This window comes from Gimesia maris (assembly GCF_008298035.1).
Classification (GTDB): Bacteria; Planctomycetota; Planctomycetia; order Planctomycetales; family Planctomycetaceae; genus Gimesia; species Gimesia maris.
In genome coordinates this window covers 5405836-5432736 of record NZ_CP042910.1, presented here as the reverse complement: position 1 = coordinate 5432736, position 26901 = coordinate 5405836, and the positions used below count along the sequence as shown (strand labels likewise).

The window sequence follows — 26901 nt, the reverse complement described above, 5'->3', positions numbered from 1 at the left end:
ACATGTAAATGCAAATAAGTTGCAATAAAGATGCAATTACGAATAAGGTCTGGCCGGATGGTCACCTTGTGTGATGGTATGAATGGAAACAGGAATGAGTTGTTTTATATAAATGACAGAGGCGTGAAGAGCCGATTTGAGACCAATCTACTGATCGAGATTTTCATAGGGGTTTCCTTGCCCTTCAGATAGTTGAAAAGCTCCTTCTGTATATCCACATACCGGCACATCCCCCTTCGTAACCGGTTGCGTCTCGGGAAACCAGGTCATCAGCCGTAGCAGAAAATCGACCTCTGCCACTAACACGTTTCATCTGACGATCAGGTGCTAGTAGAGTCGCTGTATCAGGCCCTCTGTTTCCAAACAGGGGTTCTGCCATAAAGATGGTATTTGTGGTTCCGTCTGTAATGTCACCCAGTTGTGAGGATAATCCCCACCAGAACAGACCGTCGTTTTCAGGCATCCAGTATTCGGTATTGAGTCCGGAGTCACTGTTGACCAGGTAGTTAGAACCAGCCCATACTGGACTGATTTTCAAAAACTGATCTAGTTGTTAAGAAGGTTCTTAGCGTCCTTTTGAAGAGGAGAACTTTTGATGAACAAGCGAAGAAAATGACACAACACCGAGCAAATCGTCCGCAAACTGTGTGATGCGAAATGTCGGTAAAGACCAGGCTTCCATGCTACAGACCCTGGAGGTCAGTGAATCCACTTCTCAGCGCTGGCGGAATCAGTACGGCGGCATGAAATCGGAAGAAGCCAAGCGTCTCAAACAACTGGTCGCCGATCTGTCGTATTTGAAGTGGGGAGTCTGGGATTGCATCACGCACGCGTATGTTGACACAGTAATTTCGTTCGCTAACAACTTACTGATGCGTCAAATTCACTACTCAATCGATGATCAAATCAGAACGATGTAGAATCTTCCTCCGATCGATTCTCCGAGGGCGATTGTGAATTGTCAGTCAACTGCTGTGAAACTTTGCTGCTCAATAGCCCCCCCGAAGACGGGTAATTCTGCGCCCACAGTGGTTGACCATTGGAAAAGAGCACATAGCTGGGGCAGACGGTCGCGCCAAGCGAGGCTGCAAGAGTCTGATTGGAATGATAATCCATGCGAACTATCTCCACGCGACCCCGGAGATCATCACGTAACTGCTGCACCTGTGGTCGCATATCATTACAGCGAAAACATCCGGTCATGACGCTGAACTCGACAAGAACAGGTTCTTCTGAGCTCTGCACAAGTTCGTAGAACTCGCTCGCATTCACTACTGGAACCGGCTTTAAATTCACTGCGGATGATTTCGTGGTAGCGTTGCTCCCGTTACAGCCTGATAGCAAAGTCAATCCGCAAACAATCAAAGTGAATATGTATGAATAAGCGCTCACGGAAGTGACTTCTCGGCTCAAGATGGAACATTGAAAAACTGTTATAGATACCTGTATTTCAATCTGAGTGGCGAATAGGGAAGGGACGGTCCCAAAACCGAGAAGGGTATTGAATGAGACTTCCCTATGCCAATCCTTGATCTCATGTTTGCTTGATTATAGAAACGAGATGACTTGAGACAAGTCCTCAATATCATACGATGGGAGGCGATGCCAAATAAGTAGTGATTCTTGAAATGGACAAAGGATCGCTTCGAAAACTATCTGTGCCCGAAGCTGTTTTGCGCGGCGTACTTTCGGGTGAAGTATTGGTATCACAGGCCAACATTGAAGATCTCTCACAACTTATCGACCAGTCGATTATTTTGAGTATGGAAAATCGATTTGATTATTCCAGCATATCGAATTCAGGGGCCGGTTAAGGGGCAAGGTCAGAAGGCCATCTGGCTCCAATCTAAAACTGTTTTGATTTCTAAAATACTGGATCTCTGAAGCGAGAATACTTCCCACTTCCGGACGGATGTAGAGCCTGTTTCCGTTTTATGGTCACAGCTGTAACTTGTATCTAAAAAAACGCTTGTAGAAACGCGTGTTTTAGGAATTTTATGCTCAGACTGAAAATCTCCGTTTCTTCTAAGGCTCTCAATAATCGTTCTAATGCTTGATCGAATAGACCTGACTCCGACCATTCCTTCAAACGATCATGACAGGATGATTTCGGCGGATACTTCTCTGGTAAATCTTTCCAGCGGGCTCCTGTCCGCAGCACCCACATAATGTCATTGAAACAGGCTCTGGGTTTTGCTTTGGGGCCTCCCCCTGGGGTGCCGGTGGTACCCAGGGAATTAAATCCTCAAATAAACTCCAATGTTTATCGGTTAATTCTACAGTTGGGTCCGTCCTGGATCCCGTGTCGACGAGCCGGCTTAGCTCTGTACGCGATCGTGTGGGCATGATAAAGCCTCCTTTCAGAGAACAGAATCATGCAAATCTCAGACCAGACTGTTCACACTTTTCTTAGTTTTCGGATACCCTCCAGCTCGAAGGTCACCGACTGAGTGGTTGTTGTCTTTGGCCTCGGTGACGGCCAGGGAGATGTTGGGCCGGTAGTAGAGAATATAATCGGCTCGTTTGGGTTTTCCCCGTTTAACGGTTTTCCCTTTGACGATGATCTGTCCGTCAGTAAACGAAACCTCTTCGCGCACCTGGGGCTGAACAGTTAGGAATGCTGGCAGGCAACTGAATATTTCCTGCTGGTATTTCCTGCGGATAGAGGATTCGCCGAGGCAGTCGATGCGATGTAACAATACCTGACCAGCTAAAATGATTTAAGGTCTTGATCTTCGATTCATCCCGTCCTACGATTACGACGTGAGTGGAATTGAGACAGTTGATTCCATTTTGAGCATCACGAGCGGTGTTGAGGGAACAGGCCCTTTGAAACGCCCGGCAACCTGGTTCAGCCACCAAGGTGCCACTGCCTTCCGAAAGGAAACGATGCGGCCTGCAGAGGCAAAGAATGGCTCAGAGATTCCAGCGGGGATTCTCCTGAACGCTTTTGTCTGCCCGCCAGTGTTGTCCGTGATGGTTTGACTTCAATCAGACTTTAATGAGGAGACACAGGTAATGTTACTGAGCGGAACACAATATCTACACGCGAAACCAGGGGAGAGAGATGAGCTGAACTGTCCCGTCTGTGAAACAAAATGCGATGTCAAACGAAACTGTTTTGGACCGACCTGCTTTGCCGAATCCGTCGGCGGCCTGGGGCATCTGCACGATCGATTTACCTGTCCCCACCGGGACGAAGACTGGCATCATTACGCCAGTCAGCTGATAGCTCAAAAACACGATTGTGCCAGCCGACGCGTGCGGGAGCTGATTGACCTGGATCTGCAGGAGACACTGGAGAGACGCGTGGTTTTGTAGATGGGAAAGAATCTCTGAGCCAACATCTGAAGTTAAGAGATGATTAAGCACTTCTGGACATACTGAACTCCTCTCAGAGAGTATACACTCTCAGGCAGGCGCCCATTATTCCTGGGGAACTTCATGTTACCAGATGCTGAAGGTGCGGACGCCAATGCGATTACAAAAGGTAAATGCACTTGTTTTGCAAAAAGTTTCTTCGACAATAAATCTAAATGCCAGCAAGCGTCTACACTTATGTGGGAAGCTTCAAGAGTTTCAGGAAATTACGTAGAAACAGATGAAGTAGACGCTTACAATGATGAGCTAGATCGAGTGGCAGGTGAGTTTTCTAGAATTGCTTGTTGTATGGAATGTTGTAATGACCTACCTGCAGAGCTAGGTGCTCCATCAACAAATTCGCCTACTGGATGCTGTCCATGAAAAATAACAAATTTATAATATTTGGATTTTTGGGTTTCGCGGTGGTTTTATTAGGAATTCAACTAAGTAGTCACCCTTTGATAGAGTCGAGGATGTATACATGTGGGGAATGTCGTTTGCATCGTGACTCTCGTCGTATCTTCTCTGTAGTCATATCTAACTCTACGATAGAAACTAAATGTAGCAGTTGGTATAAGAGCCAATATGGAAATGACCATAAACACGTATGGATACTCGCTCCTTTAATACAGTACAAGAATATCAATGGAGATGGAAAGGCATCTATTACCTTATCGAAGGGTGAATCTCTATGGGCACTCTCTAGTGATGAGCAGTTACAGTATCTGAAAAATTCGATCGGTCAAGATCGATCAATCCGATTAGAAATAATCAAAAAGTTATACAAAGCAACTCTTCAAGATGACAAAGAGGCTGCAACGTCTACTTTAATTGAAATTAAGCAAACGTTAAAATGAATTTCCCCTGTAACCAAATCCCAAGTATTGACCTTGCACCAGTTGGAATGTTAGAGACCCAAGGTAAATTCATCCCTGGCGATCCAGGGATGAATTTTTCCCGAACTCTACTGGGGTCTGATTTCCCAGGGAGCTGTGTGGGGGGGCGAAATAGTCCAGCCGCCACCGATCGATTTGTTCCTCGGCATCTGCCAAACTTATAAACCAATGCTGGTTTAAACATTCCTGGCGAACTCGTCCGTTGAACGATTCAATATACGCATTATCTTTAGGCTTTCCCAACAGGTTTTAAACAAGCTTGTTCCTAATTTCCATAAAAAGCATGCTGAAGAGTTAATATGCCTGCCCTAGCATAACCCATTGATCATGGTAGCCCTCGGACATTCCTCCAATTGTGAATTTGAGCTCCAACCAGTCACCTATCATATTGATAATTTCAGCCTCTGTGAAAACCGTTCGTTGGGCGTCTGTGCAGACTTCATTTGGTGGTGAGCGAAACCAGCTGATCTATAAATGGCCTCCTGGTTTTATTATCCTCTGAATTTCAGTGAGATAATGCTGTGCCACTTCAAGCGTTTCCAGATGCGTAAACAGCGACGCGCAAATGACGAGATCAGCGGTATGATCATCGATCGGAAACTGAAATGTTCGGGGTTCGATCTTACCATCCGGATTATACATGTCATTTTTAAGATCCGCATACAGCCAGCGATATTGTGGGTACACTTGAGTGCAAGTTTCAATGGATTCTTGATTTACATCAAAACCGATATAATGAATCGTTGGATCCAGTGACATCGCAGCCGCATACCGTTCTCCACACCCCAGATCAACAACAGTATCTCCTGAATTAAGAGCACCGTACTTCTCCCAGAGTCCCAGCGCCCATTCTGTTGCCCTCAGCTTTGCGGACATGTTCCGCTTGGCATACACAACCTTTAGTTCATCAGGATCTATCTTCATTTTTGCTCCATCAAAAAACAGTTTCCTGAACATTCTCAGACATATTGTTATTGGCTGTCGAAACTGTCATCCGGATCAACGATTAATTGATCATGTCGATTCAGCATTGCTATCGCAGGCTGATTCACATCACTAGCCACGGAGATCCATTTTAACAGCAGGCTGGTCTGTCAGAACCTGGTTTAATCAAAAAGCTGCAATAAGAATTCTCTTCCCCTGTCGTCATTAAGAGATTTTGCAATTGGGGAGCAGCTCCTTTAATTTTGCGATTCCAGCGGGAGTGATTGATGTATTATACAAATTCAAGGTTTCGAGATTCTTCATCGACGCCAGCTTGGGGATGTCCTTGTCGGTATGTGTTGTTTAAAATTCATTTTAAAACTCTTGGTAGGCTTTTCAGGAGCAATGTTATTACTGGCAATATTGCTCAAGGGGGCCACAAATCAGGAGTTTCTTGACAGGGCCAAAAACGGGACAAGTGGGGGGACACAAAAAAACGATGGCTCGCAAACCCCTTGTTTTCAGGTGGTTGCGAGCCATCGTTCATTGGATGCGGAGAGAGGGGGAAACTCGGATCCCTGTTTTTATCTTACTCTAGCATAGTAGCGATTAAGCGTCAAACCCCTATTTTTGTTGCGGGAGCAGTCTTATGGTTGCTTCTGGTTAGTGCTGGTTGTTTTCTGTTATTTGGCAATCGTTTCAGCACACTTTCAGCACAAATTGATTTTAGCCATGTTCCTGCCCCAGCCACCAGCGAATCAGCTGTTGTGTATGCCCGAAAACGACGGCGCGGTAAAAAGAAACAGGAATCCCAGGATGTTCCGGAAGTAGCCGCTGATTATTCTCGCTTCAGTTCCAATAATCAGCGAGATGAAAGTATTGATCAGCAGCAACAAAAGTGCCGAGAACATGCCTCCCGGTTAGGGCATACTATTCTACCTGCTTACGAATTTGAAGATAGGGCCGTCTCGGGTACGAAGCTAGAAAGAGAGGGCTTGAATGAAATGCTGGAGGCAGCAAAGCAGGGCAGGTTCAATGTACTTTATTTGTATAGCCTGAGCCGACTGGCTCGAGAATCCGTGATTACATTACCGATCCTCAAGAAGCTCGTCTATGTCTACGGTGTTCGTTGTATCTGTGTGACTGAAGGTATAGACACTGATACAACTGGCTGGGAAGTTATCGCTGCGATTTTTGCCCTGATCCATGAACAGTTCATCAAAGATTTAAGTGCAGCTGTTATCCGGGGGCAGGAGGGGGCCCTGCTCAGTGGTTATTCTGTGGGAGACTGGTGTTTCGGTTACGGCTCTGAGCCAGTACCGGGATCGGAACAGAATCGCGCAGGCCGTAACAGTAAGCCGCGAAAAATCTATGTGATCAATACGAAAACCGGGTCCCCACGACGATCAGAGAGAAAGAACGGGAGTTATACCAGGTAACTCAAAAGATCGAGCGTCTGGTCGATCAGGTCGAACAGGGGGATCCCCCAGAGGATTTGCAGCGACGTCTCAAATCCAGGAAGGAAGAACAGAAAGAAATCCAGTATGAGCTGAAACAGCTCCGGCTGGAGCGGAACCAGGACCTGGGAACCCCCTCCGAAGCATGGCTGAGGGAACGACTTAAGCAGTTGTTTGATGTTCTGCAGGAATCATCGCCTGCCGCTAATAAGGCCTTGAGTGCCCTTGTCGGTGGGGAAATCATTCTGGAAGAGAACGAGATTCCTCTGAGAAAACGGAATTATTTTCGTGGCAAATTCCGACTCAACGTCAGAGGGGTTTATAACTTTCTTACTGGCACCTCAGCTTTGGTTGAGGGGACTGTGCAAGGTGCGGAAGTCATGATTGACTTCATCCAGCCGGATAAAGCAGATCAGCAGCGCGAGATCGCCAAACGGATGTACGACGCTGAAGAACCAGAATTCAAAATTGCTGAAGCATTAGGAGTCAGCCGGAGTAGGGTTACGAAGCTTATAGATGAAGTCTTTGAACTACGGGGCGAGAAAAAGCCGGATGGACGATCCCGCCGGTCGCGACTTGCTGTGAAACACAAAGAACCGCCTCCCTATCAGGCGATCGCGGAGGAGGTCATGAAACTGTTCCGAGAAAAGAAGGAGTATGGTGAGATCGCTGCAGCTCTGAATATCGACCGGAATACGGTGACCAGCTCAGTCAAATACTGGCATGAGCAACGTGGGTTGCCTGTACCCGACGGGCGTACTCGCAGGAAGTCTCTTTGACAGGCCCTGTTACTTTCCCTTGACAACTCTGTATGCCGACCACCTTTGCGGGGGGGCGGCCATGTCATTTTTTTAGATATCAGGGCATCTGACCGGCTTCATATATGACTACAGAAACAATCTAACTCAAACACCTTGATGATATGGTTGTTTGATTTATTCCAGGCAGCGATTCGTAACCGCGACCACAGGTTCGACAAAGTGGGTTGGCCACTGACCACGCACTCTCTCTTTTTCTAAAATCAAAAAAAACAAAGAATTCGCTCAATTCTCTGCAAGAATCCACCGCAAAGATCCTTATTCATCTGTCCTTAGACTTATTTTCCCGTTAAAACTCTTATCAGATCTTAATCGATTTAATTCCCGGACATGGATGGATGCCGAATTTACGAACCAGGGGCTTTTTCTGAGCACTTGACTGCTGCTATCAGCAGGGGGCAATCTCGAACGGTGACCAAATGAGTGTGAATCTGACTGACTTTTAAGTCCAGGAAATTTCTAAAAGATCGGAATACAACTTCATGTGGCATGTGTCGTTGATTGAATGGGTTGTTAGCCATCAGAAAACACCAAGCATCTTGAACACTCCCGATTCGAACCACTGAGTATCATAGTCCCGAAAATATGGAGAAGTATATCGTGTATAAGATATTGACGATTATGATTTTGGTCATGATGTCTGAAACAGTTGCTCTTTCAGAGGAATATCCTCACAGTTTTTTTCATGAATCAAAGCTGAGAAATAATACAATCGAGACATATTACATCTTTATTTGGCCAAATCGTAAAGCGACCGAGGGTACTATTTTCAAGGCGACTCGGATTAATGGTAAGGAATGGATGCTGGTAGGAGGAGGCTTGAATGCCAGTAGCCTTGATCAGGGTATTGATCAATTTACGATTGAGTGGAATAACGGCGAGAAAAAAGTCGGAAGATACCAATTTGGTAAATACAAAGTTCTATCTCATTCCTCAGATGAATTCGCAGTAGGCACAACACAGAAATGGGAACATCAATCTATCCCCTTGGATCTAAACTTAAAAATGAAAATCTGGATGTCGATTCATGAAGCCAAACCACTGCCCAAAACGAAGTCCAGAAAACGAAAAAGTTTCCAGATTTTGCGTTTGCAAGATCCAAGCGTGAAAAAAAACTTGTAGTCTCGCAGAAATTAAGACTGATATCATTCGTCACATAAAAACTCTACTCATAACGACTCTTGTGTGTTCTGACTTAGTAAGTCATGAAATCAATGAGGCCAACAAAAGTTAATCTCATTCACATTAACTGAAGGAACTCCACAGTTTTCAAACTTTTGATTGGCAGGTTAACTCACTTTCGTCTTCGATATTCAAGGTGAACTACGTCAACTCTATAACTTTGTTGCTGATATGTTATTCCTCAGAAATCGTGGCGCAGGAATTAGGTCCACACTGCCTGCCTCAACATTTTGGGGCGCCAATTACCTAGAGAAATAGGAGTCTTTTTTTACGATTGTAGAACATTTGGAGTTTCACAGAATGAAGTTGAAGTCAGCATAAATTACGCAGTTCAACTTTAAGAAGCCGGAGAAATAGAATTGCCCAACATCTAAGTTTCAAGCAGGTTGAAAGTAAAAAAGCCCCTCCAGAGTTTTCTGCAAAGCATCAAACCCCAGAGGGGTGGGCAGGCACCCTTCGCCCATACTCACTCAATATCAATAGGCCTAGAGCTATTAATGAAATGTTCCCGGATTGAATCACATCACTGTCTGAACCTTCAACACGAAAAGTGTCTGTCGGAATTTCATACTTGTAGTTATCACCACATCAATGAAAACAGCCATGAGTAATTCAGAATTTACTATTATCCGCAGCATCCAAATGTCAAAGTTCTCCTGGTGAATTTGATTTCCGAGTGATGATTCACCCGTGTCACTAAAAGAACGTTTCAACGTTAGAAGAATTTAGTTGTTCATGGTGAGTTTTTCAAAAAATCATCGAGATAGAGAACCATGCCCGAAGTGTGCACGTTTAGGCGATATCGCAGTTCGGATTCAAATCTCCCCATTTTTCAAGACGACGGGGGGATTGACAGTAATGGTTCAAATGATAGAGGTGCTCTTTGGAGAACCAAACCGAATGTCAAATAATGCAATTGGCCAAAAAGTTACCTTGCAGTTTAACGACCATTACACAGGTTGGTTTTCCAATTTTATCAATCAATGCTTGGCGAACCAAAAGCCTCGTTTGACATGCGGTTGATGTCGCTTTGCAACTGGAGTTTTTCCATTTCCATCTCATACCATAACTCCGCAGCTTGCTGATCACGGTTCGCCCGACCTGCGTCGTAAGTACTTGATTTCTGGGAGCTACCCGAACCACATCCGGGAGTGGCCAGGCATGATATGATGGACAGAAAAATCAGTAGAAGATTTCGGCGAATAAGCAATTTTTTCGTGTGATTCATCATGTTTCAATATTTCCTCATATGAGCTAGGTTTTCTTACAAGCAGATGGCAACCGCCTTCATCAAAGGAAGAACACCTCAGCCGTCTAAAAATTTATTTTTTGAGGAAGATTTTCATGAAAAACAGAGAATAACGAAGTGTTGAATTTCGCAGTAAAGCGATACCCGACGGTACATAGGTGCGGTATCGCGATAGGACATTCAGTTTCTTTTGATATATAACTATAACCTTGGAATTCATTCTACTTTATGACATGGATTACACTTTACCAACCATTAACAGAAATCAATGGTTGACAAAGCGAATTCATTGGTCCTGAAGAATAGTTTCCGACGAGCAGGCCAGAAACACGTAGCCCCAGTCTTTTTTTCGCATCATCCAGTGCCGGCTTGAGAGCATCCACTTGAGACTTTGAAAAAGCGCCATCGCTGACCAGCAATATGTCAGCACGTTCCCATTCGGCTGTTCGCAATCGAGCAAGTGCCTTCTCGAAAGGGGTGGAAATATCAGTTCCCCCATCGAAATTCATTGTCAGAAATTCAAGCAGCGATTGCAGGCCATCGGGTGATAAAGATAACTCGTGCTCCACATACTGACCGGAACCGCTGAAGGAAAACAGTAGACAAGGCCGCTGTTCTGCATGAGCAATTCGACAAGCTTCTAAAGTCAACGCTTTGGCAACAGCTTCGGGCCGACCACTCATCGAACCAGAAGTATCAACACAAACGATGATCGGTCCGCGAATCCGTTTTTTCGACTGCGGCTGCTGTTCTTCGACTTCAGTAGAAACACGGTCGACATAGGTTCCGCGCACGCGGTAGGTCAGTAGCCCCCGCTCGGCCAACTTGGCATGCCAGAGCCGTTTCAAACCCGGGCGACGGCGGAGCATCGCTTCGCTGGGAATCATTCGCATGAAGTCGGCTGATCGCTCGATTCCCTGTGCCTGATGCCGGGCCAGCGGATGTTCGACTTCTCGTTGTTCTTCAGTAGTTCGTCTGAGTGAATTGAACGCATCGGCGTACGTGGGATCGTCGTCCATTTCTTCGCTGGCCTGCAATCTGCCCAGTTCTTCGATCATTTGGCGAATTTGTGGAATCCGGTCGATCAAATCCCGGTATTTTTTAAGATCTCCCCAGCCACGATACTTGAAGATCCCTGCTGAGAGGTCCCACCCTGGGCTGAGCAGCCGATCCAGCGGACCAAACATATCTTTTAGCTGTCGCCATATAGAAACCCTTTCTTCCCAAATCTCTTTAATTGGTGATAGAGAGATGTTAACTGATTCATCCTTGACTGATTCACATAAATTCTCGATCACGAAGACATTTATCGCTCGAAATAAATGTAGCCATACTATCAATTCCAATCTAGTAGTTGGAACATACTCGACGGCATTATTTTGCTCTACAAACGACTGCCAAAACTCTTCCCAGAACTGAACATGATACGAATCTATGAGTTCGTTTCTTTTGCTTGTGCACTTCTCCGAAAGGTTGAGAATGTCCAACAATAGCTGCTCGACGAGCTCTTCAGACCCACAGCATAGCTCTAAAATACTATTTCGACTAACCCACTCAGCTAATCGACATTGTATTATTTCAGATGGCCAATCTAACTCGATTGGCCAAGTCCCAGACATGGTATCTCGCCAAATCCTCTGCAAAGAGCATATCCTGTCTTCAAACCTGCCATGTGTATTTGTAACAGCACGACGATACACTGTTAGCGGCAGTCCCAAGCAGTGTTCAACGGTAGGCTTGTCAGGTGAGAACTGGAGCCCCTGATGTGCTTTTGTCACCGTTCAACCTCACAATTAGGTAATGCAGCCTGCAGTGAGTCAACGTCCTCATTTGCGATATTCGGCATATTATTGAGGTTGAGCTTACGAAGACTTGTCAGGTGCACAAGTGGTGAAATATTCTGAGCTGGCGTTCCCGCAAGATCCAACTGTTCCAACAATAACAATCCCTGCAATGGAGCAAGATTATCGACCAACGTATCCGTCAGTACTATTGATTTCATTGAACATAGTTGGGACAAAGGCGAAAGGTCTTTGACTTTTGTATGTGAAAGGATGAGTTCTCGAAGATGCTGAAGTCCGTCGATACCGTCTATGCAATCAAGTTCCTTAGCTTCAGACACGTATAGTCTTTTCAATTCTCGCATGTTGCGAAGTGGTTGCAATGACGGGAGATCAACTTTATTTAATCGAAGTGATTCTAACTGCGTCAGATGGCTGAGCGGCAACCAGCCTTGAACAGGTACTCTTGACAGATTTATTTCTCGGAGCCATGTCATCTTGTGAAATGGGCTAATGTCTGAGAGAGTCGATACCCCTTCCAACGAGAGAATACTTAACGTTCGAATTTGAGCGAGTGGCGAGATGTCCGTGACACGCGTTTCGGTCAACGAAAGTTCTGCAAGTTGAGGCAACTCCGAGACTGCGACCAAGTTGTCAACTGGCGTGTAATCGCAATTCAGATACCTAAGTGACTTGAGTTTGCTAATCGTGCTCAAGTCTTGTACCTGGCTCTTGGAAACGTCTAATCTTTCAATTGAATTGCAAACACGAAGTGCTGATAAATCAGAAACGCTGGATTTCGGCGAATATGTACCACCAAGTGACAGGTCGACTAAGTACTGCGACCGACCGTAGTCGCGCATCAACCGCACTAGATTTACTTCAGTTGCAGGTGGCTTGAATCTGAATCTGTATCGAAGATTCTGAGACATAGGGATCTCCCCGTCCTCTGATGAGGAAATAGTCTGCCATTCACCATTTTGTCCATCTTGGCTCGACCATTCTCCAGGAAGTGAGAGATCAACAGTGTGCACGGTTTCTAGTGACTCCAATTCGCATTGGGTATCTATGGATTTGAGAATTGGTTCCAAGGCTTTTACCACTTCGCTGATGCGATGTACCAATTCAGAACACGAGTCCAAGGCGAAAGCCAAGCTCTTTGCGGCGGCTTGCATTATATCATGTTCCAACCATTGAGTTGTACAATTTTCCAAATTGGAACTTTCACACTGCAGTTTCTTATAGTAATTTTCTATTCGAGAAAGGCACTCGCTGGCATGAGTCAGCAGTTCGTTTGTTTGTCGGTCATTAAACGTGCCATCCAGGACCTGCTCTACTTTCATTTGCCAAGCTTCAACACTAATTTCAAAGAGGCGTATATCCCCGGTTGCATAAGAATTCCAAAGTCGTTCCTGAATCCACGTAGTCAGGGCGTTCCTAATATCGAGAGAAATTCCTACGGAGGTTTTTCGGTCTTCTTCGTCGTCTGTAGTGTCAGTAGTTGCCATGTGATCTTGGCGTGGAGACCAGACACAATGTGGCACGAGCAGGACATCCAGCGGTGATACCTGCTCGCGACCGCTGGTGTGAGCGGCGACTTGGAGCAAGCAGCGGATCTTCAACCAGCGACGATCGGAGACATCCAATTGCAGTTCGCCCATTCGTTGTCGTAACAGAACGAGTAATTCATCAACTTGTTCTGGGACAATGACTTTTTCAGAAGAATCTTGAATCTGCTGTAATTCTTCCGCTGTAAAAGGCAAGCCGTTTTTAACTTGCGGTTCTTTATTGCTGGCAGACTTAAGGAGCGCGTGGAAGTTTTCGACCGGCCCCACTTCACAGCGAATTAAAAACCGATCGTACAGGGCATCCAGTTCCCCTGGAGCCGGGACTTCATTGCTGGCACCGATCAGGCATTTCAGTGGAACAGGCAACGGTTGTGGAGCATCGCCGACACTGTTGCCATTCTCATTCAGCGGCGGAACATTGTGAAACACCCGCTCGTTGAGGATCGCGAGTAAGGCATTCAGGATGCTCGGATTGCTCTTGAAAATTTCGTCCAGGAATCCAACATCTGCATCTGCCAGATAGCCTTCTGTCAGACGTCGATAACGACCGCTGTCAAGGTCCTCCAGTGAATACGGTCCGAACAGGTCTTCGGGGACCGAGAACTGGGTGAGGAGACGTTCAAAGAACTTCGCGTCGCGAAATGCCAGCCGCAACCGCCGCGCAAGCAAACTCTTTGCCGTCCCCGGTGGACCGATCAGCAACACATGTTCCCCCGCCAATGCCGCTAAAAGCATTAGCTTGATGTGTTGCTCTCGCTCAATAAGACCTTGAGAAAGGGTTGTGATCAGGTCCTGGACACGATTACTAAGTTCACGATTCAATTTTAAACCTCATATTTGGGTTTCAGGTTATGGTCAAGAGCCACATCAGTATATATTATTAATGGTCGGTGACAAAACGTCACAGATTTAATAGAACTGAATTATGATTCCCCAGAAATTCGTTTAAGTCTGGACTAATTTCTCGAACTAATTGAGCCTGGGCACGTATTTTTCCCTCACTGTCTTTACAGCGTTTATTTCGTTGGTTCAAAACTACATAAGAAATTTTGTAGAGATCACCATGTCTTTCTCGGACGACTGCGACTTTCACAGGTTCGTCTACAGTAAGCATATTCCGCTTCATCCATTGCTCGATGTCTGAAAGGGACAGTGAGTCAATTACTGTGGGGCTGATGGGGACGTCTTCAGTTTTGACCGAGATGCCGCCCGTCAGGACATTCAAGGTCGATCCGACTGATCGTACAGTACCGGTAAGGAAACCGGCTGTACGTTTCAAAAAGCTCATAATGGATCCTCACTTTCAATTCATTTCTATGGACCTTAAAGCAATCTATACAATAAAGCTGATTCCCAGCGATTATCAATTATTCAACTAGCTTGCTTACTACTTACTTAATCTGCCGGCAGCAAACTTCCTGAATTCTTGCTGACAATTTTGATTCATCTATACGTATGCCTGTGTGACCTGTTGAACTGTGGTTGGGATTGAACTTCTCAACTAACTTTCAAACCTGCTACAGATTTCAGCATAGTATACATTGCTCGTACTTTGTCGCTGTGGAGTGGATAATTCGTAGAATTTATCGAACCGCCCAGATATCAGCTTTGCGATTCGTCAAGTATTATGTTTGGACTCACGACCAGCCAATCATTTTTTTAAATGCCTGCCATGTCGATATGGTCATATTCATGACCATTCTCGCCAAGACGTGCATTCCGATCGCCCGGAGGAACATGGCAAGGCCGCTCTGAGACCGCTGAGTTGCCAGCATTTCACTTTGAACTTCCGCCCGAATAGCGGCTCGCAACTCGTCGAGTTCTAAATCTGAATAATCTGACATTGGGGAATCTCCTTGGTTATTGAGGGTTTGATTGAAGAATTTCGCTACCAAGTTGCTTCAACGCAGCAGCCGGAATAAAATCCTGAAAAGAAAAACCTTTCAGGCCATCGAAGAGGAAGGCACGTTCTTTCGGACACGCCATAATCAGTGCGGTAAAGAGGGATTGTAGTCCGTAACCATGCTGAGCTGAAAATGGAATAAAACTGACCTCACGGTCAAGAACCGCTGAGAATCGGGCGCTTCGGTCTTCGCAGATTTCCGCTATGTGAGCCAACTGTTCTTTACCAGGCTGATTCAATCGATCATTCCAATTACCTGGCACTACAAGATCGATTTGAGATAAACCAAAAACCATACGATTGGAGTGTTCTTTCAAGGCCATCAGGTGCTGTTGTTCGAGGGCCACCGCTCGATTTCGAGCGGCTGACACATGTAGAATGACATCCGCTTCTGGCAGATGCTGACGATAATGATCCAGGTACTTTGATTCCAGGGTAATGTCCTCACCATTACCCGGGCAATCGATTACTCGAAGGTTTACCTGCGTACCGGATGCAACACCACCGTTCATTTGCAGTCCGATGTCAGTTGAAATGAATTCCTTCGTGCAGGCGCGAACATGACTCACCGGTAGCGACGTTTTGAAGAGCCGATTGATAACCGAGCTTTTACCAGCACCGGATACCCCAGTCATCGCGAATGTCGGGGGCTTGCGTCGAGTTTCTTGCAGGATGGCATGCTTCACAGCAGCCATCTCCTTCAGAGTCATTTTTTTATGTGGCATAATTCCTCCTTCGTCAATTTTGTGGAATGAGCAGTCTGTTCATTCATCTTCGTTTCTTTGAATCAGTATTAATATGCTCCCTACAGCCAACGCTGCTATAGGGTCGATGAGTCCCAGGAAGTAGGTACCAATCAAAACGGGGGTCAGTCCTGACATGTCTCGCCCAAAAAGACCACAGAGCACAGCAAGAGCGAGTATGGGCCAGCCGGTTTGCGATGAAACGATCATTGTCCCGATCCACGTTGGTGCCTTGGTGACAGGTGGATTACCTGTCCAATGATTTACACTATCCACTCCCCAACCACACAGAACGTTGATCGCAGCACAAACAATGACTGCCCAGATTACGTTGCCAAATGCAATCAGAGCTGGGTTAAGGTTGTCTGAGTCTGATGAAGGGGGAGACATGGTAATTCCCTCTGGTTCGCTACAAGGCCAATAACACCGTGTCAGGCTTACATGATTCGCAATATCAGTTAATAAACGAACCAGCCGACTCTAAATTGAACCGGCTGGAACATTTTCTTTGTAAAATCTCATAAAAATGGTGACCAAAAATTTTGACCAGGCCGTAGCACACTTGGCTGTCAGCTAGATTTCCGTCCAGATTCGGGCAATCTCCAACTGTGACATGACCTCCAGGTATTCAGCGTTGGACTGGAAAGTGGCAAGTCTCCGCCTGAAAATCTGGGCAATCTCTTCCCGAATCTCTGGAATTGGTTCGGAGCCCAGGGAAACAGCCTTAGCTTCAATTCGCTGGATAGCTAAGACCTCTTCAGCCATCCGGTCGAGCCATCCTGCATTGACGATCAGCTGGTCGTACGTGGCAGAAGAACTGAAATGAGACTCTGCATTCTCGAACCGCGCCAGCGCCTGCGCAAGATCGCGTTCCAGCTTTGAGAAATCGTTACCGGATGCGCCGCAGCCTGAAAGAAACAGTGATAGAATGGAAGCCATAGTAAGGTGAAACGCTAGGGTTTTTCTCATGGGAATATCCTTGTCAAAATAATAGTTAAAAAAACGGGTGACCTGTTCAGCCGGCCCCCTACCGCTTACCACCAGAACTTTTTAAGAAGCTGCTGCTCCCACTTTTGAAGGCAAAAAGAGATTGCGGCATCTCTGCTTTCGAATGTGGAGATGGTTTCCAGCGGTTCACAGCAATACGGAACAACTCGCAGCCCCTCGATTTCCGCACTGCGCACCAATCGGGTTAGTCGGCCGTCTTCGTGGGCAAGCCAGGGGTGCTGATCGAGATCAATTAACAGGAACTGCAGGGAGCCCTTATCAGTTGCATCCAGTATCTGATCCACCCCAATGCGATCGGACGCTTTGGCGACAATCAAATCAGCCGCGGGGAATTCGCCATAGTAGACCGAATACCAGCAACCTGGATCAGAAGGGGGGATCTTTGATGATAAATCGATCCGCTGCAGTCGAGCCTTAGCATTGGATTCCAGTTCATATTCTTTCAGTGTAGTCATGTTTCCTCCTCAGAATTTCCTGCTTCCTGTTGCGAATGCAACTCATCCTTGATGAGACGGGAAAGAGTGCATTTCTATAGAAATGAAACGATGCAATCTCCAAAGCTTTTAGCAATCTGCTTCGAAAAACTGTCATAAACAGGAAAAAGTACCAATGTGTTTCGTTCTGACCTCTAAAGTCATGCTCCAGGCTTCGTTGTTAAAACGGTTCTCAACCCTGCTTTTTCTCTTGGAAATATCTGAAATTTCAAGATTTAGCTGGAACTTTGAATTTCAGGAACTGGTTCCGATTGGAGCGAGAGGACTACACAAGACTGTGAACGGTGAATCTGACAGCGCAAGCGCTTGCGCATGCTCCACTGTGGGATAAGAATTCAGTCTTTCAGTAGTGCTGAGTAATGGCGGCCGCGGAGCACACAGACTGTTGTAACGAACAAGTTTTGATGTCCTCGATTTCTTTGAAGAAATTCCGATAAAAATGACATCAACCACTAAAGAAACAGTGTTCACAAGCGTTTTATCTTGGTGTTGCTTAAGGAGTGGATTGTACTCCGTTTTTTGAGGCGCGAGATACTTCTGACTGGTACTGAGTTGGAGAGAAGGTAATATACAGACATCTTGGAAAAGCAATGATTGCAGGTAAAAGATCTGTTTCCGATTTTAAACCAACCCCAATGGATGCCTTTCGAGAAATTGAGACTATTACACATTCTTAGCTCTTCGCAAGGAAGATCTCATTTGAGTTCCGTCGCTATTTAAGTGTTGTCCCAATAGAGTACTCCTCTGTACGAGAAGGTCTCTGGTTGGGCCAAGTGTTTCTTCTGAGTGTTTATGACTCAATGATGGTTAGGCAGAATATCACATCGATCTCTTTCTTCCACTTTCTGTCTGTGAGAGACAGAGTGAAAGGCAATTCAAAAGAATATGGAATAAGTATGATACAGATAGACTTAAGAAGTTTAGGCACTCAAAAATGCTTCGTGAAGCCGTTTATTTACTTGATGCGGGCTCTGAGTATACTGACAGATCCGAAGTAGATATCGGCCAGTCCATCAGTATAAACTCGAGTGACGAGTATTCTATAAAACAAAAGACGGGGATAAATGGCGGACGGTTATGAATTGGTCCGGATACTTGTTTATGGTGAAATGAAATAGGCATACTTGTCTCGTCCCTCACCTCAATCGGAAATTAGTTGAACTGAGGCATATCCTACTATGTTCAGAATTCTTTTGTTGCTTTTTCAGCCGAGGCGTCTTGTTGGCTTACTGCTGTTGTTCTTTGCGGCATGGTGGCTTTTCAATGGATTATCCATCATCACACGAGACCGAAATACGACCGCCGATACAATCTGCGATAGCTATATGAAACAACATTCAAAGCTCACGGACTTCATTCAAAATCAGCGGAATCAGTTCGGCGAATTTAATACTGCTGTGGCTATCGAGTCTTTACAAGGCAGAACACTCAATCCCGAAACTCGGCGTCGCAACATCGAAGTGCGAACTCGTCTGACTTCGCTATATAGCAAAGCCCCTGTGGCTGACGAATCTATTCTTTGGTCGCACGGCATGGCTTTGGACGCAATGGGAGAACTTCCTGAAGCGACCGAGGACTATTTATCCCAGCTCGAAAAGGCTGGTAAGCACAGTGAATACTGGAGCCTCGTACGTAATGATCCCGTTGCGCTTACGAGCATACTACTCCGAGACGATGAAGTGCTTAGAGATGACTATCGAGTGAATCGGGAGTGGTATATGACAATGATGGAAGTAAAGCAAGATGCAAATTCTCCAGTAAATGGAATCATCCTTGATGATCTCCTTCGAGTGTCGTCTGACGGCAAGCATTATTTAATGCAGATGGTTCCCGAACCCAACAAAACTCCGATTGAAGCGTGTATCTATTATGAAACCTTTCGCCAATTTGGCGAAGTGATCGCGATGACCGCCGTGGAAGGTCTAACACCCAAAGAAACGGCAGAGATTATTATCCTAAATCGCGATGCGTTATTTACTAGTGAAAGAGAAATCAACGGTCATAAAATTGCCAATCCCTCGTTAATTGCTTGGCGTTTGATAGAACTCAATCGCAATCGTCCTGACGTTTGGAAAGCCGCCCAGCGAGATGGCTTCGTTTTACAATTTGATCGGCTGACACCGAGGCTCTCTCAGTCTGTACTAGAAAAGTATCCTGACCTAGGTGCCGCATCTCTCATCGCCACTCAGTATTCAGAGCTGGCGACCCAAGCCGCATCAATCGTCAATGAGTACGGGAAATTGGGCAAGGTCACTTTCTGATCATATTTCGATTTACTGGTTTAGAGTTGGGGGGCAAGGTGAAGTTCCCCAGAAATTGTGGGCGATCTTAAAAGAGTATAAACTATTTCTGGAAAACTTCACTTTAGTCTCTGAAAGACCAAACAAGTCACGACAATAAATTTGAAGAGAGTGAGAATACTCATGAGAGATCGAAAAGAAATTGCAGACATGCTAGTAAAACGTAGAGCGTTTTTATTCCGCGAGGATATCTTCGGAGAGTATGGTCTGTTTTTGAATAACGATCTTCCTTTGTTTTCTGAAGCGAAGGTATCAGTGAATTATCGTCTCAATGTATTTGGCGCCCCAGATATTTGTCCAATCACTAAAGCGAGGATTAAATGTTTTAAACCGTTTGACTTTGTGGTTGATATTCTTGCTTCAGATGAAGTTCAACGCCCAAGCCTGGTCCGTCAAAATCTTGCCTATCTGCACGTGGCAATGTCAGAAAAGTTAGAAGATGCAGCGAGAAAGGAAACCAACCCCCGTAGTACCCGAAAACAGCGTGAAGTGGAAGATTACTACAAGCTGATTGTAAAGCGGATGGGGATGTCGCCAGTTAAAGACGTTATCCGAGATACCTTCCGACTCGAGCCGCTTGACTCACTTACTTTTCGCATCTTGACAGGTACTCGCCTCAGTAAACCCCAAAACCAAGAGGGTCTTGATACTCTCTTGTATTCCTATGTGTTTGAGTATATTCGAACTTGGCACGAGAGAAAAAATATTATGTGGCCTGAGTTATGCAGTTACATTCGCTCATTTCTCGAATCAAAGTGAGCAACATTACTAACTTCAAAAAGAATGAAATATACATTTGGAACTAAATGGCCTAGACCAAAATTCTCAAACGTGCGGCGGCACTTCGATTACTGAGCGCAGGTGTTTGCCGTAGGAGCTATTGGAATCAGAATGTTGCCTCTGGCATGGGGTTTGAATTACTCGTGTTCACAGCCTCAGGTCTGGCAAACTTGAATTGACCAAGAAAAACAGCGGGCAAAGCAGAGATCCATAAAAAATATGCTTGAAGCAGCACGTGTGGTCTTATGTATAATTCTAAAAAACATATTGGAAATTATTGGCGGTTGAATTAATCCCATGTGCGAACGCGAAAATTACTACAAGGTTTTAAAACTTGATCCTGCAGTCGACGATTGGGAGACTATTCGAAAGCGGATTGAAGAACTGACCTCCAAATATAATCGTGTAAAGACTGACTCTCCTAAAAGAACTCAGCGAGAGGCTGACGCTTTCAAAATCATACTTGAAGGCGATCTTAGTAATGTGATGATGAAAGAGACCACACGTCGTCAGGAAGCCTCAGCCCGTCGAGAGCAGATCCGCGAGGCTCAATCAAAACTGACTCCTTACCTGAAAGCACTTAAGACGCGGGGGAACCACTACACTAAAAATAACATCGAGAAGATTGCCAGAGATCTACAGGATCTCGACGAAGACTATATTGAAGATCAGCTTCAGTCTTTTGGGTTGACACTCGGACCACCTGAACTGACTCAGCCTCCCGTTCCTGAAATTCCTGCCTTGAGTCATGCCGAAGCTGAGAGCATCAATTCTGATCTGGCTGGTCTCCCTGGTATCAAGTCGCTGTATCAATTTCTGGGTAAAGGTTACACCTCCCGATCAAGTCTTCAAGAGCTTCAACGTGGCTATGAAAGACACAAAGCAGAACTGCAAAAGCGGGTCAGAGGTTCTGCCTCTCATAAAGTTCGGAACGCGATCCTGGGGCATGTACAGAAGCAGCTGTTAAATGAAGATAACCGGAAGAGGTATGACAACTATCTGGACAATCAGGCTTTCCAAGAGCTGGACACCATCATTGAGCTTGTGGGGGGAGAAGAAAAACTGATCACGGAAACTCGGATAACTGATATTTTGACTTCTGTGACGATCAGTGGTGCTACTCAGCAGGCAGTTCGAGAATACATCATCAATTGGGTTAACAAAAAAAAAGGATGGAACCTATTTCTGGATCAAAAACAGAAAACCGGTCAATTATTAATGTGTGGTTTCTGTGAAGTCCTGGCGGCGGATCCAGATCAAAAGATATGCCGTTCCTGTGGAGAGCCATTGCGGATTGACTGTCCCAATCCGACGTGTCAGGCGTCGCCACCAACACAAGATGCTGCCTGCTCGCAGTGCGGATGCACGATCGGTGATGCGCCACTGGTAGAGCGTTATCTGAGAAGTGCGCGAGGATATCTGGATAAAAGGGAATTTCAGAAAGCCAGAATCGAAGCAGGTAAAGTACTGCAGATATGGCCTGACTACACTGAGGCCCGATCCCTGGTTTCCGAAATCATTGAATATCAGCAGCAAGAGCGAATCGACAGGCACAACGAAATTGAGATTCGAAAAAAAGAACAGGAAATTCTCACAGAACAAATCGCGCAAAAAGAACGCGAAACGCAGGCGGTGCGTGAATCTAACAGGAGAAAGTTGTCACTAATTCGCAGTGTCCATAACGCACTCGAAACTGATCTTTCCCAGTCAGCCTCTTTGATTCAACAGCTTGAACTTGAGTTTCCGGGTGACAACGAAGTCAAAAAGCTGGCAGCAGAAGCGGAAACAATCAAAGAGAAGAACCGACTTGTTGCTGAAATTCAGGCCTTATGTAACTCTCGCCTTTTTTTTCAGGCCAGGACAAAACTGAATTTGCTCGATTTTGACGAGATCCCTGAAATCAGAAAAAAAATTGAGCGTGCCTGCCTGAAGTCTCAGGTTCACGTTCGCAAAGCGAACAAGCTTCTACAGGAAGACAGCAAGTCTGCAGCTGAGGATGAATTTCATGCCGTACTTGCCGAGTGTGCTGATAACCAGCAGGCAAAATTAGGACTTGTGAAATGTAACATTCCTGCTCTCCCAGATACAGAAGTGTTTGTCCTCAATGAAATCAGCCCTGCTGATCAAAAACGAAAGGATCTGGAAAATCGGCTCGTCAGAGTTGCTATCGGCTTCATCTCAATGATCTGTCTACTCCTGCTGATCTTTTTCTGGTACTCCTGGGGTGACTTTTATGAGCTCCAGGCGATTAATCAACTGATCATCAAGGGGGATCCAGAGACAGCACAGATGAAGCTGGATCATTTTGTCGGAACAAATACGGAGCGGCGCAATCAGACGATGAATTATCTGGTCAGTTCAGGAACGCGTTATGTGAGTCACGGCAAGTATCAACTGAAGTCTTATCCAAACCAGCTGCCGCAGGTACAAAAAAGCTTTTTGATAGCCACAGATTTTTATGAACTTGCGGGAAGGTATGGATATTTCCATGCCAGTAAAGCACGCGCTGATTGCACTTATCTTCAGGCTGGCGTCTTAAAACGGGCCGGTAAACTCGAAGCAGCAGCCGGATTGTACAAAGCAGCTGCAGGACTTTATGAAAAGGCAGCTGGCGAATACAGCAAGAACTCAGAGCCAGCAGAGGCACGCAATTGTGAATATAATAAAAATATGTGCCAGGATTTATATGAAAAAAGTGTACGAATAGAACCTCCAGGGTAGAAATAGGTACTCTTCACGATAGAATAATTGTGTAAATGTGAATAGTTTAAGTCTGCGGATTTATGCATTGTTGGGGTTATGATCCCTGATGATCTACACATAAGGACACAGTTATGCCAATTGTCATGATTGTAATTGGGCTGTCATTTTTTATTTTCCAGTTCTATGTCTGGTACCGTGCGCGCACTGAATTACAGGAAATACGGACATTTTGGCCTGATCTGGCCAACGAAAAAGTCAGAGAAGGTCTGGGACGAGAGCAATTATTAAGATGTCTGGACCATCTGATTCTGAACAGTCTCTGGCGACTCCTGTTGAAAAGGCTGGGAGTCATGGCTCCCCTGTTCGGAGTCTTTCTGACTGCGCTGGGATTCCTGGGAAGTGATTTTAATACCGCTGAACCTTCTGAAAATCTTTCTGTTTCGCTGGCGTTTGGCAACATTTTAAGCAAGCTGCTTCCGCTGTATGTCGGTGTTTTGATTGGCGTTTCACTGGCCATTCTCAACCAGTTCCTGCTGCAGCTTGTTGACTACTGGGGAAGAAAACTCCGGGATGAATGCGAGACTCAAATTGTGGTTAGTTCGACGAAGCCGATCAACGAAGCGATCGCGGGCTTCAGCGAAGTGATCAATACAATGATCGATGCTGCCCGCGCGTCTGTTGGGGAGTTTGTTACAGAGTCAGAAACACGCATTAATCAGTATCGCGGAGCCATCGATCAGGGGGGAGACTTCATTGCCTCTATTGCCAGAGACTATGCGGAAAACAGTCGCAACATGAATGCTGCCGCTACCAAATTTCGGGTAGATCTTAAATCCTGTGGAGAAGAACTGGCTGCGGGGGTGCGTGACCTGAAGACGGAGGTGATGTCAATCAGTAAACAGGTCACTTCGACTGGTAAACTTTTTGATCAGTGTGGGGGCTCATTTGATACAGCAACCACGTCGATTTCTACATCTGTAGAACGCTTCAATAGAACTTCTCAATTGCTTTCATCGCAGGTCGATCTCTTCTCCAAATCTGCCAGGAATTTTTCGGACTCTTCCAGTGAAGCAATGAAACAGGCAAGACTGGTTGGTGTTCAACTTCAGAAGACACTGCAACCAACGCTCGAAAACGTCAAAGTTCAACTCAACTCCACAGCTACAGAATGCTCGAAGAGTTCAGGCGCGCTGGCAACGGCCAGTAGCGAACTGAATACTGCTTCGAGCCGTGTCTCCCAGGGAGCGGGCAAGTTACACAATTCGAGCAATCAGGCTTCAGACACGATGCGAGAGATGGCCCAGAATGTAGCGGCACTCACCAATAGTGTGGCTTCGCTTACATCTACTTTGCGGGATCAGGAACAACTGCTTACATCAACACCAGAGCATATTACTTCCCTGTTTCAGTCTTTAGAGTCGACAATCTTGAAGTTTATGGAGCATAGTTCTGCCGTCTGGACCAGCGAATTGCAGGATAATTTCCAGCCCGCTATTCGAGAGACTGGCAAGCAGATTACGCGTGCTGCGGACCAGTATCGTGACAGCAGCGGAGAACTGGTTAATGCTTATGGAACATTAAATGATGGGGTTCAGGCATTTAAATTTGGTTCCAAAGATTTCCTGACGACATCTGAGAGGCTTGCTGCCAATTTCGAGGAATTAAACAAATCGATTGAAGTTCTTGCCACGATTATTCTCAATCAGGATTCAACAATGAAGTCACTGCCTGATGAACTGGCAGGAATACTTCAGTCGGCGGAATTTCATCAGTCAGATGTGCCGCCGGTTAATGGACAGAAATCAAATCGAAAACGATCTTCTTCAAGGCAGAAAAATGCGGGGGCGGAACCCCTGGATGAAGGTCCGGACAATCAAGAGTCTCCGGGAAACGGTCAGAAAGGTAAGCTCTTCGGTCGTGTCTTCTCACTTTGGGGGAGAAAATCCTGATGCAGATGCTGGATATGATGTCTGAAGAAAAAGATTCCATCGGCTGGATTTCAATGGCTGATGTTTTATTGATCACCACGATCCTCCTAGTCGGAGGTGCCTATGGCGTCGCACATTATGCAGGAGGCCAGGATCGCATTATCGATGAATTGCAGAGACGTGTCAGCTTAATCGATTCAGCTGAGGAAAAAATCGCAGACCTGATAAGACAGATTAATATTCTCAAAAACGAAAATCTTATACTGATTCGGGACAAGGATACTTTGGACTCCCAGATCAAGGACCTCGATAAAGAGCTTGCCAGCAAGAAAAATACGTTAGAGACACTGCAATCACTACTTGCTGAAACAAAACAAGTACTGCAGACAAAAGAATCAATGGTGAGGCATCTCGTTTCGAGAATTGAAAGTCTGTATCAGAAACTTACTACAGCCCAGAATGAGTTAATTGTTTTAATCGTAAAAATTGATGCGATTAAGGAACAGCTTGAGAAATCAGAAAAGGAACTTACTGCGAGCAGATTGGAAATCACTTTGCTGAAAAAGAAAGTGGCTTCATTAAAAGAAGCAGATGATCGGATTATCAAACTGAAACAAAAATTGGATGCCGTTCAAAAAGAACTGGTTATAACCAGAAAACAAAACACAATGCTAGAGTCTGAGTTGCAAGAAAAACATAAAGAGCTTGACAAAATGAGCTCGAAAAACGCCTTGCTGAATGAAGAAATTCTGAATTTGCAGCTTTCAAATAAGTCACTCATTGCCCAGTGCGCAGCTATTTTAGAGGCAGAGCAGGTTTCGGAAGAGCTCTGGCAAAAGAAATTTGCTGAACTTCTCAAATTACTGGAAGACACGAACAAAGCGTACTCAGAATCACAGGACACCGTCAAAGAATATGAAGATGAAATTGCAACTTATCAGGAATGGTTTCAACAGCAGAACGACCGAATCATGAAACCCGTTGAAACAGCTCGTGTAGTGATCAGGGTTCGTGCCGAAGATCTTCCGAAGTCTGTCGACCTTGATATCTATGTGCAAGATCCAGAAGACGCTCTCTGCTTTTGGAAACAGCCGCGTGTGCTTACCGAATTTGCTGAAAGAGCCACATTAATTCCGAGTGAAGCATTGCGTTTTGAGAGTGTGAAGAAAAACAGGCCGCCATCTTCAAATATTGAAGAGGAAACGTATTACGCATCGATTCCACTCACTGGTAAACCATACCTGGTTTTCTGCATGTTCCGCGAGAAGTCTAAAAAGACAAAATATCATCCGATTCTACAAAAAATCACTTGGGATATTTCCATAAAAAATGCTGACAGTGAAGCTAAAATCCTGAAAGGGGAACGCATACTGAATTGCAGCACGGGAGGGGTTGAGGTCGATAAGACCGGCGATACAACGACCGAGCTATATCCAGGCCTCGAGCCTCTGACGGGATTTACGGTAAGTGATGCTGATAAACCAGAGGTTACGCTGCTGGACGAGGACGAACTACCGGGATTTTTACGAGGATGGAAAGAGCTGACCGGGGAAGGTACGAGGTATCAAAAACAGTCAGACCAGAATTCGAAGTCCCAATAAACATGGTCAAAAGTAAATATCTGTCAAGAAAACCTTGTTTTGATCAGTAGTTTATCTTTGCTATTATTATGGCTTTGAAAAAGATTTTGTTCAATTTGAAATCCAATTAGTTTTTTTGTAGCGACTTTTTTTATATCAACTTGGGGTGAAGAGGGGCGGAGCCCCGTTGATGATTGAAACAACCGAGACGCGCTAAATATTCC

General features: G+C 45.4%; 23 protein-coding genes, 2 pseudogenes and 1 riboswitch. Of the genes and pseudogenes, 12 read left to right on the top strand and 13 right to left on the bottom strand.

Annotated elements, in window-relative coordinates; translation table 11 throughout:
- Positions 1-184: 184 nt before the first annotated feature.
- A complete protein-coding gene (locus GmarT_RS20005) occupies positions 185-538 on the bottom strand; it encodes a DUF1559 family PulG-like putative transporter (RefSeq protein WP_230682462.1) in 354 nt (117 codons plus the stop codon).
- A gap of 112 nt (positions 539-650) precedes the next feature.
- Between GmarT_RS20005 and GmarT_RS20000 the strand changes: the two genes are divergently transcribed.
- Positions 651-920 carry a hypothetical protein gene (locus GmarT_RS20000; protein ID WP_002646699.1) on the top strand — a complete coding sequence of 90 codons (270 nt, stop codon included), beginning with the start codon at positions 651-653 and terminating at the stop codon, positions 918-920.
- Here GmarT_RS20000 and GmarT_RS30435 read toward each other — a convergent pair.
- The 3 genes and pseudogenes from GmarT_RS30435 to GmarT_RS30495 all read right to left on the bottom strand — a co-directional run.
- Entirely contained in the window at positions 907-1272 is a 366-nt protein-coding gene (locus tag GmarT_RS30435) for a thioredoxin family protein (protein WP_002646700.1), read from the bottom strand. The genes GmarT_RS20000 and GmarT_RS30435 overlap by 14 nt on opposite strands.
- Before the next feature lie 685 nt (positions 1273-1957).
- A complete protein-coding gene (locus tag GmarT_RS30430) occupies positions 1958-2233 on the bottom strand; it encodes a transposase (RefSeq protein ID WP_369010755.1) in 276 nt (91 codons plus the stop codon).
- 205 nt (positions 2234-2438) lie between these two features.
- Positions 2439-2639, bottom strand: a pseudogene (locus tag GmarT_RS30495) (hypothetical protein); the annotation flags it as partial.
- Between the two features lie 155 nt (positions 2640-2794).
- Positions 2795-2896: riboswitch (SAM riboswitch) on the top strand.
- A 122-nt stretch (positions 2897-3018) separates the two neighbouring features.
- Here GmarT_RS30495 and GmarT_RS19980 point away from each other — a divergent pair.
- The 3 genes from GmarT_RS19980 to GmarT_RS19970 all read left to right on the top strand — a co-directional run bounded on the left by GmarT_RS19980 (position 3019) and on the right by GmarT_RS19970 (position 4220).
- On the top strand, positions 3019-3321 hold the full coding sequence (locus GmarT_RS19980) for a hypothetical protein (RefSeq protein WP_002646703.1): 303 nt from the start codon (positions 3019-3021) through the stop codon (positions 3319-3321).
- Between the two features lie 123 nt (positions 3322-3444).
- Positions 3445-3744: a hypothetical protein gene (locus tag GmarT_RS19975; RefSeq protein ID WP_149303158.1), complete on the top strand. Its 300-nt coding sequence runs from the start codon at positions 3445-3447 to the stop codon at positions 3742-3744.
- Positions 3741-4220 carry a hypothetical protein gene (locus tag GmarT_RS19970; RefSeq protein WP_002646704.1) on the top strand — a complete coding sequence of 160 codons (480 nt, stop codon included), beginning with the start codon at positions 3741-3743 and terminating at the stop codon, positions 4218-4220. Before GmarT_RS19975 ends, GmarT_RS19970 begins: the two co-directional genes overlap by 4 nt.
- A gap of 69 nt (positions 4221-4289) precedes the next feature.
- On the opposite strand, the pseudogene GmarT_RS19965 reads toward GmarT_RS19970, so the two are convergent.
- Together GmarT_RS19965 and GmarT_RS19960 are read right to left on the bottom strand one after the other, a co-directional pair.
- Positions 4290-4499, bottom strand: a pseudogene (locus GmarT_RS19965) (integrase core domain-containing protein); the annotation flags it as partial.
- A 228-nt stretch (positions 4500-4727) separates the two neighbouring features.
- The gene (locus GmarT_RS19960; RefSeq protein ID WP_157158950.1) at positions 4728-5183 is read right to left on the bottom strand and encodes a class I SAM-dependent methyltransferase; all 456 of its coding nucleotides are present in this window, start codon (positions 5181-5183) and stop codon (positions 4728-4730) included.
- A 515-nt stretch (positions 5184-5698) separates the two neighbouring features.
- Here GmarT_RS19960 and GmarT_RS19955 point away from each other — a divergent pair.
- From GmarT_RS19955 to GmarT_RS19945, 3 genes are all read left to right on the top strand, one after another.
- A complete protein-coding gene (locus tag GmarT_RS19955; RefSeq protein WP_081459504.1) occupies positions 5699-6622 on the top strand; it encodes a recombinase family protein in 924 nt (307 codons plus the stop codon).
- A 56-nt stretch (positions 6623-6678) separates the two neighbouring features.
- A complete protein-coding gene (locus GmarT_RS19950) occupies positions 6679-7419 on the top strand; it encodes a hypothetical protein (RefSeq protein WP_002646709.1) in 741 nt (246 codons plus the stop codon).
- Positions 7420-8058: 639 nt separating this feature from the next.
- Positions 8059-8580 carry a hypothetical protein gene (locus tag GmarT_RS19945; protein WP_149303156.1) on the top strand — a complete coding sequence of 174 codons (522 nt, stop codon included), beginning with the start codon at positions 8059-8061 and terminating at the stop codon, positions 8578-8580.
- Between the two features lie 1036 nt (positions 8581-9616).
- Here GmarT_RS19945 and GmarT_RS19940 read toward each other — a convergent pair.
- From GmarT_RS19940 to GmarT_RS19910, 7 genes are all read right to left on the bottom strand, one after another.
- Entirely contained in the window at positions 9617-9871 is a 255-nt protein-coding gene (locus GmarT_RS19940) for a hypothetical protein (RefSeq protein ID WP_002646712.1), read from the bottom strand.
- Positions 9872-10134: 263 nt separating this feature from the next.
- Complete coding sequence (locus GmarT_RS19935; protein WP_157158951.1) at positions 10135-11376, bottom strand: VWA domain-containing protein; 1242 nt, start codon at positions 11374-11376, stop codon at positions 10135-10137.
- Between the two features lie 287 nt (positions 11377-11663).
- Positions 11664-14060, bottom strand: a complete 2397-nt coding sequence (locus GmarT_RS19930) for an AAA family ATPase (protein ID WP_002646714.1) — start codon at positions 14058-14060, stop codon at positions 11664-11666.
- Positions 14061-14875: 815 nt separating this feature from the next.
- The gene (locus GmarT_RS19925) at positions 14876-15082 is read right to left on the bottom strand and encodes a hypothetical protein (RefSeq protein ID WP_002646716.1); all 207 of its coding nucleotides are present in this window, start codon (positions 15080-15082) and stop codon (positions 14876-14878) included.
- Between the two features lie 16 nt (positions 15083-15098).
- On the bottom strand, positions 15099-15866 hold the full coding sequence (locus GmarT_RS19920; RefSeq protein WP_002646717.1) for a GTPase family protein: 768 nt from the start codon (positions 15864-15866) through the stop codon (positions 15099-15101).
- Positions 15867-16457: 591 nt separating this feature from the next.
- Positions 16458-16853, bottom strand: coding sequence for a hypothetical protein (locus GmarT_RS19915; RefSeq protein ID WP_149303154.1), 396 nt, complete (start codon positions 16851-16853; stop codon positions 16458-16460).
- 65 nt (positions 16854-16918) lie between these two features.
- Complete coding sequence (locus GmarT_RS19910) at positions 16919-17347, bottom strand: hypothetical protein (RefSeq protein WP_002646720.1); 429 nt, start codon at positions 17345-17347, stop codon at positions 16919-16921.
- Positions 17348-18564: 1217 nt separating this feature from the next.
- Here GmarT_RS19910 and GmarT_RS19905 point away from each other — a divergent pair.
- From GmarT_RS19905 to GmarT_RS19885, 5 genes are all read left to right on the top strand, one after another.
- Entirely contained in the window at positions 18565-19647 is a 1083-nt protein-coding gene (locus GmarT_RS19905) for a hypothetical protein (RefSeq protein WP_002646723.1), read from the top strand.
- A gap of 162 nt (positions 19648-19809) precedes the next feature.
- Positions 19810-20445 carry a hypothetical protein gene (locus tag GmarT_RS19900; protein WP_149303152.1) on the top strand — a complete coding sequence of 212 codons (636 nt, stop codon included), beginning with the start codon at positions 19810-19812 and terminating at the stop codon, positions 20443-20445.
- 318 nt (positions 20446-20763) lie between these two features.
- The gene (locus tag GmarT_RS19895) at positions 20764-23187 is read left to right on the top strand and encodes a zinc ribbon domain-containing protein (protein ID WP_002646725.1); all 2424 of its coding nucleotides are present in this window, start codon (positions 20764-20766) and stop codon (positions 23185-23187) included.
- Between the two features lie 113 nt (positions 23188-23300).
- Positions 23301-25118 carry a hypothetical protein gene (locus GmarT_RS19890; RefSeq protein ID WP_002646726.1) on the top strand — a complete coding sequence of 606 codons (1818 nt, stop codon included), beginning with the start codon at positions 23301-23303 and terminating at the stop codon, positions 25116-25118.
- A complete protein-coding gene (locus GmarT_RS19885; protein ID WP_002646727.1) occupies positions 25118-26698 on the top strand; it encodes a coiled-coil domain-containing protein in 1581 nt (526 codons plus the stop codon). Before GmarT_RS19890 ends, GmarT_RS19885 begins: the two co-directional genes overlap by 1 nt.
- Positions 26699-26901 lie beyond the last annotated feature (203 nt).